This is a genomic window from Streptomyces sp. NPDC051018 (assembly GCF_044456085.1).
Taxonomy (GTDB): domain Bacteria; phylum Actinomycetota; class Actinomycetes; order Streptomycetales; family Streptomycetaceae; genus Streptomyces.
On the sequence record NZ_JBITFN010000004.1, the window covers coordinates 163,917 to 178,993 of the forward strand.

At 70.3% G+C, this 15,077-nt stretch carries 11 protein-coding genes and 1 pseudogene; 7 read left to right on the forward strand and 5 right to left on the reverse strand.

The genetic code is table 11. From position 1 onward, the window contains the following. Nucleotides 1-41: 41 nt before the first annotated feature. The gene (treY, locus tag ACIBCM_RS09555) at nt 42-2,384 is read right to left on the reverse strand and encodes a malto-oligosyltrehalose synthase (RefSeq protein ID WP_399241417.1); all 2,343 of its coding nucleotides are present in this window, start codon (nt 2,382-2,384) and stop codon (nt 42-44) included. Nucleotides 2,385-2,783: 399 nt separating this feature from the next. Further along, nucleotides 2,784-4,925 carry a glycogen debranching protein GlgX gene (gene glgX / locus ACIBCM_RS09560; protein ID WP_399241418.1) on the reverse strand — a complete coding sequence of 714 codons (2,142 nt, stop codon included), beginning with the start codon at nt 4,923-4,925 and terminating at the stop codon, nt 2,784-2,786. A 354-nt stretch (nt 4,926-5,279) separates the two neighbouring features. On the opposite strand from glgX, the gene ACIBCM_RS09565 reads away from it, so the two are divergent. Then, nucleotides 5,280-6,509, forward strand: coding sequence for an SAV2148 family HEPN domain-containing protein (locus tag ACIBCM_RS09565; protein WP_399241419.1), 1,230 nt, complete (start codon nt 5,280-5,282; stop codon nt 6,507-6,509). Nucleotides 6,510-6,569: 60 nt separating this feature from the next. Continuing rightward, a complete protein-coding gene (locus ACIBCM_RS09570) occupies nt 6,570-7,304 on the forward strand; it encodes a 3'-5' exonuclease (RefSeq protein WP_399241420.1) in 735 nt (244 codons plus the stop codon). A gap of 527 nt (nt 7,305-7,831) precedes the next feature. Here ACIBCM_RS09570 and ACIBCM_RS09575 read toward each other — a convergent pair. Then, on the reverse strand, nt 7,832-8,302 hold the full coding sequence (locus ACIBCM_RS09575) for an ATP-binding protein (protein ID WP_399241421.1): 471 nt from the start codon (nt 8,300-8,302) through the stop codon (nt 7,832-7,834). 66 nt (nt 8,303-8,368) lie between these two features. On the opposite strand from ACIBCM_RS09575, the pseudogene ACIBCM_RS09580 reads away from it, so the two are divergent. From ACIBCM_RS09580 to ACIBCM_RS09595, 4 genes and pseudogenes are all read left to right on the forward strand, one after another. After that, nucleotides 8,369-8,660 (forward strand): annotated as a pseudogene (locus ACIBCM_RS09580) (hypothetical protein); the annotation flags it as partial. Between the two features lie 671 nt (nt 8,661-9,331). After that, nucleotides 9,332-9,682 (forward strand): hypothetical protein, encoded by a 351-nt coding sequence (locus ACIBCM_RS09585; RefSeq protein ID WP_399241422.1) that lies wholly within the window; start codon nt 9,332-9,334, stop codon nt 9,680-9,682. A gap of 14 nt (nt 9,683-9,696) precedes the next feature. Continuing rightward, a complete protein-coding gene (locus tag ACIBCM_RS09590) occupies nt 9,697-10,410 on the forward strand; it encodes a creatininase family protein (protein WP_399241423.1) in 714 nt (237 codons plus the stop codon). Between the two features lie 219 nt (nt 10,411-10,629). Next, the gene (locus ACIBCM_RS09595; protein WP_399241424.1) at nt 10,630-11,484 is read left to right on the forward strand and encodes a phosphotransferase enzyme family protein; all 855 of its coding nucleotides are present in this window, start codon (nt 10,630-10,632) and stop codon (nt 11,482-11,484) included. Between the two features lie 243 nt (nt 11,485-11,727). Here ACIBCM_RS09595 and ACIBCM_RS09600 read toward each other — a convergent pair whose 3' ends face one another. Beyond that, nucleotides 11,728-14,010, reverse strand: coding sequence for an MMPL family transporter (locus tag ACIBCM_RS09600; protein WP_399241425.1), 2,283 nt, complete (start codon nt 14,008-14,010; stop codon nt 11,728-11,730). A 214-nt stretch (nt 14,011-14,224) separates the two neighbouring features. On the opposite strand from ACIBCM_RS09600, the gene ACIBCM_RS09605 reads away from it, so the two are divergent. Beyond that, complete coding sequence (locus ACIBCM_RS09605; protein ID WP_399241426.1) at nt 14,225-14,773, forward strand: DUF1697 domain-containing protein; 549 nt, start codon at nt 14,225-14,227, stop codon at nt 14,771-14,773. Between the two features lie 55 nt (nt 14,774-14,828). On the opposite strand, the gene ACIBCM_RS09610 is transcribed toward ACIBCM_RS09605, so the two are convergent. Beyond that, complete coding sequence (locus ACIBCM_RS09610; RefSeq protein WP_399241427.1) at nt 14,829-15,023, reverse strand: DUF4236 domain-containing protein; 195 nt, start codon at nt 15,021-15,023, stop codon at nt 14,829-14,831. Between the last annotated feature and the right edge of the window lie 54 nt (nt 15,024-15,077).

Here is a 15,077-nt window from a genome sequence, read left to right on the forward strand (position 1 = left end):
CGCCCGCCTCCGCCCCGCCCGCGACTCCGCCCAGCCGCCCCCTACCCGCTCCGGCGTTCCAGCAGCGCCACCGGCCACTCGCCGAACAGCTCCGCCGCCCGCACCGGGCCGCCCGCGAAGTTCCGGCCACCCAGCAGATCGGCCCACCGCCCCGGCGGAATCGACACCTCCGTGTCTCCCCAGCCACCCGCCCGTTCGAGCCGCAGCGACAGCCGGGTGACGGCCGCGACCACCTCGCCCGTACGGCAGTAGGCCAGCGCGTGCCCGGCCGCCGTCCCCGTCACCTCCAGCGGGACGTACGTCCCCGAGGCGCCGAAAACCTCCGGCCGCGCACCGCGCAGCCGCAGCGCCACCTGGGTCAGCGCCGTCTTCTCGTTCGCCGGGCCCTCCGCGAACGGCGGGCGGTTGTCCGGGTCCACCAGCGCCAGATACTCCCGCTCCGTGCCCTGGTAGAGATCCGGCACCCCCGGCATCGTCAGATGCAGCAGCGCGGCCCCCAGCGCGTTGGCCCGCGCATAGGGGTCCAGCTCCCGTGAGAACAGTGCCACCGAGTACAGCGGCGGCCCCGCGGGCCCGGCGCTCACGAAGTCGGTGAGCGCCTTCTCGTACACCTCGTCGGGCCGTGTCCACCTGGTGTGCAGGGCCGCCTCCCGCGCGGCCTTCAGCAGCGCCGACTGCAACCGCTCCTCGTACGGGAATCCGAAGCCGAGCGCCGTCTGCCAGGCCACCCACGCGAGCTGCGGATCGGGGGCCCGCCCGCCCTCCAGCCGGCCCGACTCCTCGACGACCCGGCGCAGAAAGGCCTCCCACCTCTCCGGGCACTCGGAGAGCACCGCGATCCGGGTCCGTACGTCCGCGCTGCGTTTGGTGTCGTGCGTGGTCAGCACGGTCCCGGTGGTGGGCCAGTCGCGCGCCAGCCGTTCGCAGTACGCGTGGAACTCACCCGGGGAGACCGCCGGCCGCCCCGGATCGCCGCCGACCTCGTTCGCGGACAGCAGCGGCGTATAGCGGTAGAACGCGGTGTCCTCGACCGACTTGGCGCGCAGCGCCGACGCCGTCTGGGCGAACCGCGCCTCGAATGCCTCGTGGTCCGGCCCCTCGCCGAGCCGGCCCAGCGCCAGATCCCGTACGACGTCCACCGCCATGCTCTCCTCCGGGACCGTGAAGGCCGCCTTCGCGCTCGCCGCCGCCCGGAGCGTCAGGACATCCTCGCCGCCGGTGCGGTACGGCCGGTAGACAGGCACCCGTACCAGCAGTTCGCGCACCGCCGTCCGCAGCGCCCAGGGCGCATGGTCGCGCAGGGCGGGATCCGCCGAGCAGATCCGCCCGGCGAGCCGGGTCAAGGCATCGGTCTCGGCGGCCAGTTCACGGGTGACGACCCGGTACGCGGCCCGGCGGACCGTCGCCTCCCAGTAACCGCCCCGGTCCCCGGCCGGACCGGCGAACTCCCGGAAGAGGGTGACGAGTTCCCCGGCGCCCTCGGGGTCGGTGAGCAGCCCGTCGATCCGGTGCAGCGCGTCGTACCCGGTCGTCCCCGCGACCGGCCAGCCGGGCTGGAGATGCTCGTCCCCGGTGAGGATCTTCTCCACGACGGTCCAGCAGGTGCCGCCGGTGGCCTCGTCCAGCCGCCGCAGATACGCCTCCGGGTCCGCGAGCCCGTCCGGGTGGTCGATCCGCAGCCCCTCCACGACGCCGTCCCGGACGAGTTCGAGGATCTTGGCATGGGTCGCGTCGAAGACCTCGGGATCCTCCACGCGCACACCGATCAGCTCGGAGACGGTGAAGAAGCGCCGGTAGTTCAGCTCGGTCCGGGCCAGCCGCCACCAGCAGAGCCGGTACCACTGCCGGTCCAGCAGCTCCGGCAGCTCCGCCGGACCCACCCCGTCCGGAACCGGTCCGCGCAGGGGGAACCGGTGCTCCCCGTAGTGCAGGACCTCCCCCTCGACCCGCATCGCCGCCAGCTCGTCCCCGAACCGGCCCCCGAGCACCGGCAGCAGCACCTTCCCGCCGCCCGCCTCCCAGTCGATGTCGAACCACCGGGCGTACGGCGACGAGGGCCCCTCCCGCAGCACCTCCCGCAGCGCGGGACTGAACCGGGGCACCGCGGCCATATGGTTCGGCACGATGTCCACGACGAGCCCGAGCCCGTGTTCCCGAGCCGCGCCGGCCAGCGCTCTCAGCCCCGCCTCACCGCCCAGCTCCTCCCGTACCCGGGTGGGATCGGTGACGTCGTAGCCGTGCGTCGAACCCGGTACGGCCTCCATCACCGGCGACAGATGCAGATGCGAGACACCGAGTCCCGCGATGTACGGCACGACCGCGGCGGCGGCGGAGAACGGGAAGGCGGGCTGGAGCTGGAGGCGGTAGGTGGAGGTGGGCGTCATGGTGGCGTACGTACCCTCCCGGAGCGGATCTGTGTCATCTCCCCGGCCCGGGTGCGGCCCGATCGGGTGATCCCCGCGCCCGCGCGCCCGGCCCGGAGGCGGCCGTGGGCCACGCGCCGGAACCGGGCACGGGCCGCCCGCGCCCGCCCGGGGAAGCCGCCTCGCCAGAGGAAGGGGCGGGCGCCTGCCGCAGAAGCCCGCCGCCGTCCGGAGCGTGCCCCGGGCCCATCCGAAGCCTCCGCCGCGCGCCAAGGGAAGGCACCCGCCCGAAGCCTCCGCCGCGCGCCAAGGGAAGGCACCCGCCCGAAGCCTCCGCCGCTTGCCCCGCAGAAGGCCCATGGGCCCCGGGGACCGTCCGGCACACCACCCGGAGCGACCGCCGCCTACCCCGTACCGCTCCTACGCGGGCCTGCGCAGCACCGTCAGGCTCCGCCCCACCAGCCGCAGCCGTTCCCCGGCCGCCACCGTCGGGCCCCCGCCCGGCGGGACGCCCTCCTTGCGGGCGGTGTCCACCACCACCTGCCACTGCCGGCCGTGACGGACCGGCACGGAGAAGTCCAGCTCGTCGGAGCTGGCGTTGAACATCAGCAGAAACGAGTCGTCACAGATCCGCTCCCCGCGCGGCCCCGGCTCCGAGATCGCGTTCCCGTTGAGGAACACCGACAGCGCCTTCGCGTGCGCGGCCTGCCAGTCCCGCTGGATCATCTCCTCGCCCTCGGGCGTGAACCACGCGATGTCCGTCAGATCGTCGTGCGTGCCCTCCACCGGCCGCCCGTGGAAGAAGCGCCGCCGCCGGAACACCGGATGGTCCCGCCGCAGCCACACCATCGCCCGGGTGAACTCCAGCAGCGTCTGCTCGCCCCCGTCGCCCCCGTCCGCCCCGTCGGCGGGCGGCTCGGGCCACTGCACCCAGGAGATCTCGTTGTCCTGGCAGTACGCGTTGTTGTTGCCCCCCTGCGTACGGGCGAACTCGTCACCGTGGCTCAGCATCGGCACCCCCTGGGAGAGCATCAGGGTCGCGATGAAGTTCCGCATCTGACGGGCGCGCAGCTCCAGCACCCCGGGATCGTCGCTCTCGCCCTCGGCACCGCAGTTCCACGAACGGTTGTGGCTCTCGCCGTCCCGGTTGCCCTCGCCGTTGGCCTCGTTGTGCTTCTCGTTGTACGAGACCAGGTCGTTCAGGGTGAATCCGTCGTGGCAGGTGGCGAAGTTGATGGACGCCAGCGGCCGGCGGCCGTCGTCCTGGTACAGATCGGAGGACCCCGTCAGCCGGGAGGCGAACTCGGCGAGCGTACGGGGTTCCCCGCGCCACAGATCCCGTACCGTGTCGCGGTACTTCCCGTTCCACTCGGTCCACAGCGGCGGGAAGTTCCCCACCTGGTAGCCGCCCTCGCCCACGTCCCACGGCTCGGCGATCAGCTTCACCTGGCTGACCACCGGGTCCTGCTGCACCAGATCGAAGAACGACGAGAGCCGGTCCACCTCGTGGAACTGACGGGCCAGCGTCGCCGCGAGATCGAACCGGAAGCCGTCGACATGCATCTCGGTGACCCAGTACCGCAGCGAGTCCATGATCAGCTGAAGGACGTGCGGACTGCGCATCAGCAGGGAGTTCCCGGTCCCCGTCGTATCCGTATAGTGACGGCGGTCCTCCGCGAGCCGGTAGTACGAGGCGTTGTCCAGGCCCCGGAAGGAGAGCGTCGGGCCGAGATGACTGCCCTCGGCGGTGTGGTTGTAGACGACATCGAGGATGACCTCGATCCCCGCCTGGTGCAGTGCCCGTACGGCGTGCTTGAACTCCAGCACCTGCTCGCCCCGGTCGCCCCAGGAGGCATAGGCGTTGTGCGGGGCGAAGAAGCCGATGGTGTTGTAGCCCCAGTAGTTGCTCAGACCGGCGTCCACCAGCCGGTGGTCGTGGACGAACTGGTGCACCGGCATCAGTTCGAGCGTGGTCACCCCCAGCTCCGTCAGATGGGAGACGACGGCCGGATGGGCGAGCCCGGCATAGGTTCCGCGCAGCTCCGGCGGCAGCTCCGGGTGGAGCATCGTCAGCCCCTTCACATGGGCCTCGTAGATCACCGTCCGGTGGTAGTCCGTCCGGGGCGAGCGGTCGTCGCCCCAGTCGAAGTACGGATTGACGACCACCGAGGCCATGGTGTGCGGCGCCGAGTCCAGGTCGTTGCGGGAGTCGGGGCGCCCGAAGTGGTAGCCGTAGACCGGCTCGCCCCAGTCGACGCTCCCGCTCATCGCACGCGCGTACGGATCGAGGAGGAGCTTGGCGGAGTTGCACCGCTGCCCGCCCTCCGGCGCGTAGGGCCCGTGGACCCGGAAGCCGTACCGCTGACCCGGCATCACCCCCGGCAGATAGGCGTGCCGGACGAAGGCGTCCGTCTCGCGCAGCTCCACCGCGGTCTCCGAGCCGTCGTCGTGCAGCAGACACAGCTCGATCCGGCGCGCCGCCTCGGAGAACACCGCGAAATTCGTGCCGGCGCCGTCGTACGTGGCACCGAGGGGGTACGCCTGTCCCGGCCAGACCTGCATGGATGAACTCTTCCCCTTCTGATCCTGACGGGTGGGGGACACATGGCCCGGATCCTTCCCGAACGTACCGTGACGGCACCCCGCTCGCCGTGGGCGACGCGGGTCAACGTCCGGTTCGTTCCGTCACCTGGGAAGGGCGCCGGCGGGGGACGGAGCCCGCTGCCGGGCACGGTGCAGGGCCCGGGCGGGGGGCGTACCACTATGAATCAGCTCACTCCATCAGATCTCGCCGACCGGAACATCCTGGTGGTGAGGGGGAGTTGGGAAAGGACACCGCCGTTCCGGCTGCACCGCGTCCCGCTGGCGGAGTAGTCTTCCTTGATCGCTGGGTGGGGGATGGGAAGGGGTACGCGTGTGAGCTCGGGAGGGCTGGAGCTACCCCCCGGTGACGGTGGTCACGAGGGGGACTCCGCCGACGTCCCGCCGGGTGCCGTCTCCCTCGCCAGACCGATGGAGATCGGGGCGGAACTGGACTGGGACGCCGACGCCTGGAGCGAGGTGCGCACGCGCGCCCAGCGGGCCGGACGCGCCTATATCTGGCTGAACCTGGTGGAGCAGCGGTTGCGCGCGGTGGTGGCCGCGGTGCTCCGGCCCGTCTACGAGCCGGTCCACGGCGACGACTGGGTGGTGGCCGCGGCGGGCCCGGCCGGCCAGGAGTGGGTGCAGCGGGCCGTCGCCGTACGGGAGGTCTCCCGCCGCAAGGGCTATCTCCTCGACCCCGCGGACGACAATGTCCTGTCCTTTCTCACCCTGCCCCAGCTGCGCGAGCTGATGGTGCAGCACTGGCCCTGCTTCGAGCCGTACTTCGACGACCGGCGCGATGTGGAGCTGGCGCTCGACGAACTGGAGGTCGCGCGGAACGTGGTCTCCCGCAACCGCGCGCTCAACGAGGCCGTCCTCGCGCAGGCCGAGCGCGCCTCCTCACGGCTGCTGGAGATACTCGGCAGCGGGGCCGGGGTCCCGTCCTCCGACCGCCTCCCCGTCGACGCCGTCGAGGACCTCGTCGGCGACCGTTACGCGGATGTGGTCTCCGTCCATCCCGACCGGGTCAGACTCCAGCGCCAGATCCCGGCGGAGGACCTCTTCGGGGGCGCCCGTCGGCTCGACGCCATCGGCATCGGCCTCAACCTCCTCGTCCAGAACTTCTCCGGCCGCAGACTCATCCGCCTCGCAGAGTCGGGAGCGCGGGTCAGACTTCTGTTCCTCAATCCGGCGAGCAGCGCGGTCAGGCGGCGCGAACGTGAACTCGGCATAAAAAAGGGCGAGCTGAGCCGCACGGTGGAGATGAACATCCTCCATATGCGCCGGGTCAGATCCCGGCTCCGGGACCCCGGCGCCTTCGAGATCCACGTCTTCGACGAGACGCCCCGCTTCACGGCCTATCTCGTCGACGGCGACGGACCCGACGGGCTCGCCGTCGTCCAGTCCTATCTGCGCAGGGCGCGCGGTATGGAGGCGCCCGTCCTGGTGCTGCGGGGCGGCCGGGCCCTCGTCCGGGCGGGGAACGACCCGGAGCACGGCCTGTTCCAGACCTACCGCGAGGAGTTCGAGTCGGTCTGGGCCGACTCCCGGCCGGTCTCCTGAGTGTCAGTGCCGCGTGGGAGGGTGAACATGCAACGGGGACATGAGGAGGGGTGGTCCAGGATGACCTGGCATCAGGAACCGCTGGTCGGCTTCGATCTGGAGACGACGGGCACCGAGCCGCTGGAGGCCCGGATCGTCACCGCGGCCGTCGTCCGCGCGTGCGCCGGCGACGGGCCCGTCCGCCGCACCTGGCTCGCGGACCCCGGGATCCGTATCCCCGCGCAGGCGTCCGCCATCCACGGCATCAGCAGCGAGCGCGCCGCAGCGGAGGGCCGCCCGGCGCGGGAGGTCGCCGACGAGGTGGCGACCGCGCTGTGCGAGGAGTGGTCGCGGGGCGTCCCCGTCGTCGCGTACAACGCGGCCTTCGACCTCACCCTGCTGGCCGCGGAGCTGGACCGGCACCGCCTGCCGTCCCTGACCGACCGTCTCGACGGCCGTGAGCCCGGTCCGGTGATCGACCCTTACACCATCGACCGCGCGGTCGACCGCTACCGCAAGGGCAAGCGCACCCTCGAAGCCGTGTGCGAGGAGTACGGGATACCGCTGGCCTCGGCCCATGACGCCACCGCGGACGCGATCGCCGCGGTGGCGGTGGCCCGCGCGGTGGCCGCCCGCCACCCCTCCGTGGCCGCGCTCTCCCCACGCGAACTGCACGACCGCCAGATCCGCTGGTACGCGGAGTGGGCCCGCGACTTCCAGGCCTTCCTCCGCCGCAAGGGCAACCCGTCCGCCACGATCACCACCTCCTGGCCCCTCCACCCCCTTCCCGCCTCCACCCCTTCGCCGGGCCTCTGACCTCTACCGGCGCGGCGGACGCCCTTCCAGCCCGTCCGCCGCGCCGCTGCCTTTCCCGGCCGCCGACCGTGGTGCTGGTTTTCCACCCGGTCCGGCACGTGATGACGGACCCGGGCGCGAGGCGTGGCGCTGCCTTTCCAGCCCGTCTGGCGTCTGAGGACGGACCTGTGCCCCGGGGCGCGGCGCCGCACACGGCAGCAGAGCCGGGCGCAGGGTGCGAGCAGCCCCGTTCATCTGCCGAGAACAGCAGATGAACGGGGCCCGTCCTCAGGAGGACGCCTTTCTCGGCCGCTCAGGAAGGTCCTGTATCTGGTCCGGTCGCTCGAACCTGCGGTGTACGAGGCGTGGGGGATTCATCGGGGGAGGGACCGGGGGTCAGGAGGCTGACACAGTGCGGACAGGCGTAGCCGGCGGTTTCCGCCGCCCAGCGGACCGCCACAGGAGCGGTCGTGCGGCGTTGGCACCAGAGGCAGTCGGCGGTCAGCAAGGCGGGTGGCGCAGACGCGCTCAGTGCTGCGGCGTTCATCTCAATACGCATGTGGAAGAGTGACCACGGCCCACACCGGCTTGCCGGCTCCGTCCAGCTCCTCGACTCCCCAGCGGTCGGCGAGACCATCAACGAGAACGAGCCCGTAGCCACCGGACTCTCCCGGCACACGAGCCGTGGGGCGCTGAGTGTCCGGGCCGTGGACCTCAATCCGGATTCCGTCGGCCTCACGCAGATACCGTGTCTCAATCTGTCGCCCCGGCGAGGTGCGCGCGTGCCGCACCGCATTGGTGACCAGCTCGGAGGGCACCACCAAGGCTTCGTCCTCAATCGCACACAGGTTCCATCCGGTCAGCACCTCAAGCAGTTCGGCGCGAGCCTTGCCCACCGTGCGAGGGCTACGGGTCCAACGGTGAGCGACCGAAGGCCCGTTCGTCACTGTCACATTCGACTTCATGGCGACAGCCTTGCGGTGGGCGATTTTGTGGACCACACCAGCGTGAATACCCACGGTGGGTAGCATCTCCCGGGCAGAGCCATCGCGATCAACGCGGAGCCGACACACGGAGCAGCGCTCATGCCGAAGTCCGAGCCTCCAATCGACCTCCCCGCACGGCTCCTGAGGGATCCCGAGATGATCGACGCGTGCCGGGAACGTGATTTCTCCCAAGTCTTCACGCTGGTGAAGCGCGCGGGCATCTATCCGGCACTCATCGCGCGCCGGTGTGAACTCACGCCCAGCCGCGTGGGCGAAGTGATCCAAGGGCAGCGCATTATCAAGGACATGACCGTTATCGAACGTATAGCCGATGGTCTGCGCATCCCCGGAACCATGCTGGGCCTGAGGGATCGCGACTGGGAGGGCCCGGAACGGGCGTCCTCCACCCCATTACCGGGGATCAGCGGTTCACTTGCCCTGAGTGCGAGCGCGGCTGATTCATGGACGGAATCTTCGGGGGACGACCTCACCGATCCACGCTTCGCCGCCGCACTCATCGAGAAGCAGCTGGTGCACCACTACAAGAGCGCCAACTACTTCGGTGCACGACATCCCCTGATGACGGTCACTCATCACGCTCAGACCATCGACCACCTGCTGGGTAGTGCCAATGGATCGATCCGCCAGGAGCTGTTGCGTCTGGGCAGCCGAACGACGGAGTTCCTCGGGTGGCTCCACCAGGACCTCGGGGACTTCGGCGCGTGTGGCTACTGGTCGGACCGGGCCATGGAATGGGCGCAGGAAGCGGCCGACGATCACATGCAGTCGTACGTACTGTTCCGCAAGGGCCACCAAGCGGCCTCTCAGGCCAACGCGGAACGGGCCATCGGGCTTGCCAGGGCTGCTCAACGAGTAACCGACCCGTCATCAGAAATCGTTGCCCTGGCGGTTCAGTAAGAAGCCATCGGTTACGCGTTGCAGCGTAACCCCAGGGCGGCATTCGCCAAGTTCGACGAGGCGCACGAATTGGCTTTGAGGCCGTCGGCACACGATTCCGCAACAGCACCCGACACCTCGTACTGCACTCCCGCATATATCGAGATGCAACGTGCGAATTGCTGGATCGACCTCGGCGAGCCATGGCGGGCAGTGCGGCTTTTTGAGGACGAGATCGATGCACTGCCCCAGATCTACCGCAACGACCGTGGCGTCTACCTCGCCAGGCTCGCCCGTGCGTATGCCGTCGCCGGAGAACCCGAGCGGGGAGCCGAAGCCGGCATAAAGGCCCTGGCGATCGTCGCCCAGACGGGTTCGGCCCGGACACTGACCGAGCTGGCCGCCATGGCTCGCATCGTGGGGGCCCGACAGCAGCTGCCCGCTGTGGCGACGTTCACCGAGCGTCTCCAGATCGTTCGTGATCGGTTGGCGACCCAGTTGTCTCGGGCAGTATGAGGAAAACTGGGCACATGGATGATCTGATCACGCAGGCCACATCAGCCGACGTGCGCCGCAGGGGGCAGGCGGTGGCCGTCCTCCCCGTCGGGAGCTTCGAGCAGCACGGCGACCATCTGCCGCTGACAACCGATACCGTGATTGCCTGTCTGATCGCGCGCCGGATCGCAGACGATCACGATCTCTTCCTCCTGCCGCCTGTCACGGTCTCCTGCTCTCACGAGCATGCTTCCGCGGCAGGCACCGTCAGTATCAGTGCAACAACCCTCTACGCCATGGTCAACGACATCTGGCAATCCCTTCAGGCAGCCGGCGTCCCAGGCTTGATCATCGTCAATGGACATGGCGGGAATTACGTCCTGTCCAACGTCGCCCAGGAACTCAATGCCGCCGGCCCGAAAGTCGTACTGTTCCCCGTCCACGAAGATCGAGCCCGGGCCCGTGCGGACGCCCGCCTGGAGAGCAGCGCCGCCGAAGACATGCATGGCGGCGAATTCGAAGTCTCACTCCTCCTGCACGGGGCACCCCACCTCGTGCGTGACGGCATAGAGCAGGACGATCATTCGGCTCCGAGCCGCCCGCACCTTCTCAGTCTGGGCATGGCCGGGTACACCTCCAACGGGATCATCGGCCGGCCGTCCCTGGCCACCGCCGCCAAGGGCAGGGCCATCCTGGACAGCTTCTCGGCGTCGGCCAGGGCCCATCTCGCTGTCATCACCAAGTCTTGATCCGCCCGCTGCGAGCATCGAGAACCGGATCGGACTGGTCGGCCCCGAGACCTCAGGTCTGCTGCTCAGCGGCACCCCTCCGAGGAGGCATTCCAGCCCGTCCGGCGTTTGAGGACGGACCCGGGGACCAGGCGCGACGGACCCGCGGCGCGCCCGCGCCGCCCCGGGATGGGAGAATCCACCCATGCGTACTGGTGAAGGCAGGAGCACGCGCGGCACATGGACACATCACGCGCCCTCGACGTACTGACCGCGGCCCGGCTGCACGCTCCGGGCGCCGCCCTCATTGCCCTCGGTGAGAACGCGGTGTTCGGGGTCGGTGACCTCGTGGTCAAGATCGGCCGTTCCGATGAGCTGCTGCCCCGTGCCGAGCGTGAGCTCGCCATCGGAGCGTGGCTCGCGGACCATGGCGTCCCCGCCGTCCGCCCCGCCGAACCGGAAGCGCGGCTGGTCGAGGGCCACCCCGTGACCGTATGGCACCGCCTCCCGGAGGCCGTCCGCCCCGCGGAACCCGCCGACCTCGCCCGGCTGCTCCGTCAGGTGCACGCCCTGCCCGCGCCCGGGTTCGCGCTGCCGCGGCGGGAGCTGCTCGGTGGCGTGGAGCGCTGGCTCCGGCTCGCCCAGGACGCGATCGACCCCGCCGACGCGGCGTATCTGCGGGCCCGCCGCGACGGCTTCGCCGAAGCGTCGGCCGAGCTGACCCCCTGGCTCTCGCCCGGCCCCATCCATGGCGACGCCCTGCCCCGCAATGTGCACATCGGCCCCGAAGGACCGGTGCTCGTGGACCTGGAGACCTTCTCCCTCGACCTCCGCGAGCACGACCTCGTGGTCATGGCGCTGTCCCGCGACCGGTACGGGCTCGCCCCGGAGGCGTACGACTCCTTCACCCGGACGTACGGATGGGATGTCCGCGAGTGGGAGGGCTGCGCGGTCCTGAGGGGCGCGCGGGAGACCGCGAGCTGCGCCTGGGTGGCCCAGCACGCGGTCACCAACCCGAGGGCGCGGGAGGAGTTCGTACGCCGGGTGAACTCCCTGCGCGACGATGAGCCCGAGGTCCGCTGGCACCCGTTCTGACCGGACCCGTTCCGACCGGACAGGTCCCCGCGGTCGGATCCGCGACGGCCGCGGCAGCGGGGGCCTGGGGCAGAGCCCTGGCAAGCGCGCCCGTACCCAACGGGGTGCCCCTGCGCGCGCCCGGACCACCGCCCCGGCAGTCCATCCGCGGTCACCCCGGGCCCGACGCGGGACGGGCGCCGACGTACGCGGCGGGGTGCGGGCCCCCGAAGGCCCCGCACCCCGCCGCACCCCTGTCCCGGCTCAGGACGACTGGACGCTCACCGGCGCGCGGTGGCCGTCGTCGTCGTGCCCCTTCGGCTCATGGTGTGCTTCCCGTGCTGACGGCTCGTCGTGGGTCAGGTCGGGCAGCCAGCCGAGCCACTTCGGGAAGTACCAGTTCCTGTCCCCGAGCAGGGCCATGATCGCCGGGAGAAGGACACCGCGGATGATCGTGGCGTCGATCAGGACCGCCGCCGCGAGGCCGACGCCCATCTGCTTCATGGACTGCATGGAGAGCGTTCCGAAGATCGCGAAGACCGCGACCATGATGACCGCCGCGCTGGTCACGACACCCGCCGTGGTGACGACACCGTGGGTGATCGCGTCACGGGTCGTACGGCCCTGGGTCTTCGCCTCACGGATCCGGGACACCACGAACACGTGGTAGTCCATCGAGAGCCCGAAGAGGATCACGAACAGGAAGAGCGGCAGCCAGGCGACGATGGCACCGACGCCCTCCGCGCCCACCAGTGACGCGCCCCAGCCGTGCTGGAAGACCGCGGTGAGGATTCCGTACGCCGCCCCGACCGACAGGAGATTGAGCACGATCGAGGTGACCGCGATCGTCAGGGAGCGGAAGGACAGCAGCATCAGGACGAAGGCGAAGACGACCACGAAGGCGAAGACGGGCGCCACGGACCCGGAGAGCTGGTCGTTGAAGTCCTTCGAGCCGGCGACCTGGCCGGTGATCGGCGCCTCGACGCCGTCCGCCTTGCCGAGGGTCGCGGGCCGTACCTCCTCACGGAGGATCCGCAGGCTCTTCTCCGCCTCGTCCTGGTCGGAGCCGCCGATCAGCGGGACGGCGACGAAGGCCACGTTCTGCTCGTCGTGCGTGATGACCTCGACGGGCCCCTGGGACGCGCCCGAGCTGACCGCCCTCTCCCGGAAGTCGGCGATCGCCTGCTTGACGGCCGGGGCGTTGATGTCGTCCGCCTTGACGACGACCCGTGCCGGGTCCGCGCCACCGGGGAAGGCCTCGTTGAGCCGCTGGTAGGTTGCCACGATCGGCACCGAGTCGCCGAACTCCTGGTCCAGTGTCAGTTCCTGGGTCTTCATCCCGATGGCGGGCAGTGCCACCGCCGCCAGTGCGCCCGCGGCGACGACCAGGGAGATCACGGGCCGCTTCAGCACCACGCCGAGGACCTTGCGCCAGAACCGGCTCTCGGAACCGCCCGAGCCCCGGGAGCCCTTCTTCAGACGGTTGAGGAACGGGACCCGCCCCTTCTCCACCCGCTCACCGAGCAGGGACAGCAGCGCGGGAAGGACCGTCACCGACCCGACCATCGCCACCGCGACCACGATCAGCGACGCCAGGCCCATCGACTCGAACTCACCGATCCCGGTGAAGAGCATGCCGGCCATGGCGACACACACGGTCACCCCGGAGACGACGATGGCCCGGCCGCTGGTCGCCGCCGCGATCTGCATCGCCGTATGGGCGTCCCGCCCGGCCGCCCGCTCCTCGCGCTCGCGCCGGAGATAGAAGAGGCAGTAGTCGACGCCGACGGCCAGACCGACCAGCAGCATCACCGAGTTCGCGGTGTCGCTCATCGGCATCAGATGGCTGACGACGCCCATCAGCCCCATGGTCGCGATGATCGCCGTGATCGCCAGGAGCACCGGCACCAGCGCGGCCACGAGCGCGCCGAACGCGATCAGCAGAATCCCGAACGCGACCGGCACCGCCGAGAACTCCGCCTGCTGGAAGTCCTTCCCGAACGCCTCGTCGAACGTCTTGTTCATGCTGGCGTCACCGATCTCCTCGATGCGCAGCTCCTGGTGCCGGTCCTGCACCCCGGAGACCGCCTTCAGGACCGGGTCGATCCGCTTCCCGGCCGTCTCGGGGTCCCCGCGCACATCGAACTGGACGAGCGCGCTGCGCCCGTCCTTGGAGATCGTCCTGGTGGTGTACGGGGAGGTCACCTCGGTCACCTCGCCGGTCGCGTCCACCGCCTCGATCACCTCGTCGACGGCGGAGCGGAACCGCGGGTCCGTCGCCTTGAGGGTGCCTCCGCGCGCCTGGATCAGCACGCTCTCACCGGCGGCGTTCTCGATACCGGCGGCCTCGATGATCTTCGCCGCCCGGGTGGTCTCACCCTTGAGCTGGTCGCTGTCCTTGATCTCCACCCGGCCCGCGGCCGAACCGGCCACCGTCGCCAGCACGACGAACAGCACCCAGATGCCCACGGCGGCCCATCGGTGCCGCGCGCTCCAGCCTCCTGCCCGTGCGGCCAGCCCGCGCGGTCCGCTCCCGGTCTTCCCCATGACAGCGTCTGCCTCTCGTGGCGTCGGACCGGCGCGACACCGGCTCTCGACATGACGCTAGAGGCCGCCGCTGATCCATTCGTCCTGCTCACCGGTGACTCCGGGGACGGTGCTCTCCTCCGCTGGGACTGCCGTATCCCCGACAACGAAAGTGAAGGTCCCTTACATGCAACTGGGTGCCCGTCAGAAGGAGCCGTCGGCCTAGGGTGTCGCCATGAGTACGAGATACGCGGCCCTGCTCCGGGGCATCAACGTCGGCGGTCACCGAAAAGTGCCCATGGCCGAGCTGCGCGAGGTGCTGGAGGAGCTGGGCCTCAGTGGCGTCGCCACCTATCTGGGGAGCGGAAACGCCGTCTTCACCAGTGACTCCGCCGACGAGCGGACGCTGACGCGGAACCTTGAGCGCGCGATCGAACGGAGGTTCGGCTTCGCCGTCGACTGTCTGGTTCGCGACGCCGCGTATCTCCGGTCCATCGCCGACGACTGCCCCTTTCCGGCCGCCACGCTGGAGGCCAGGCAGTTGCACGTCACCTATTTCTCCGAAGGGGTCGACCCCGAGAGATTCAGCGCGATCGACCGAGCGGCCTTCGCGCCGGAGGAGTTCCGGCTCGGCGACCGCGCGCTCTATCTCTACGCCCCGGACGGCCTCGGCCGCTCCAAGCTCGCCGATGTCCTCGCCAGGCCGGGTCTCACCAAGGGGATCGTCGCCACCAGCCGTAACTGGAACACCGTCCTCAAACTGGTGGAGCTGACCACGGACTGAGACGGCTGTCCGCGGAGCGGAATCACCTCCCTACAGGATTCCGTGAGCGGGCGCGTCAGCGGCGGCGGCGCGAGTCCCGGCGCCAGGTGAACCCGCCGGGCAGCCGGACAGCGGCGCTGCGACGGCCGTGGCTGTCGCGCGTGATGTGCGCCCGGCGCCCGCCGAACGACCAGGACCAGCCGTGCGAGCTGATGTTGAGGTGCAGCACCTTGGGGATCAGTGTTATCCGCTTGTGGTAGTGGAACGACATGTCGGCCTCCTTGTCCCGATGATGCGTCAAGCGCGGCCCGCGGCCGTCACCGCA

What these genes read in the sequence shown, in the direction of transcription:
- treY (WP_399241417.1), bottom strand. Translation starts at nt 2,384, where the DNA reads ATGACGCCCACCTCCACCTACCGCCTCCAGCTCCAGCCCGCCTTCCCG.
- glgX (WP_399241418.1), bottom strand. Translation starts at nt 4,925, where the DNA reads ATGCAGGTCTGGCCGGGACAGGCGTACCCCCTCGGTGCCACGTACGAC.
- ACIBCM_RS09570 (WP_399241420.1), top strand. Translation starts at nt 6,570, where the DNA reads ATGACCTGGCATCAGGAACCGCTGGTCGGCTTCGATCTGGAGACGACG.
- ACIBCM_RS09585 (WP_399241422.1), top strand. Translation starts at nt 9,332, where the DNA reads ATGCAACGTGCGAATTGCTGGATCGACCTCGGCGAGCCATGGCGGGCA.
- ACIBCM_RS09590 (WP_399241423.1), top strand. Translation starts at nt 9,697, where the DNA reads ATGGATGATCTGATCACGCAGGCCACATCAGCCGACGTGCGCCGCAGG.
- ACIBCM_RS09595 (WP_399241424.1), top strand. Translation starts at nt 10,630, where the DNA reads ATGGACACATCACGCGCCCTCGACGTACTGACCGCGGCCCGGCTGCAC.
- ACIBCM_RS09600 (WP_399241425.1), bottom strand. Translation starts at nt 14,010, where the DNA reads ATGGGGAAGACCGGGAGCGGACCGCGCGGGCTGGCCGCACGGGCAGGA.
- ACIBCM_RS09605 (WP_399241426.1), top strand. Translation starts at nt 14,225, where the DNA reads ATGAGTACGAGATACGCGGCCCTGCTCCGGGGCATCAACGTCGGCGGT.
- ACIBCM_RS09610 (WP_399241427.1), bottom strand. Translation starts at nt 15,023, where the DNA reads ATGTCGTTCCACTACCACAAGCGGATAACACTGATCCCCAAGGTGCTG.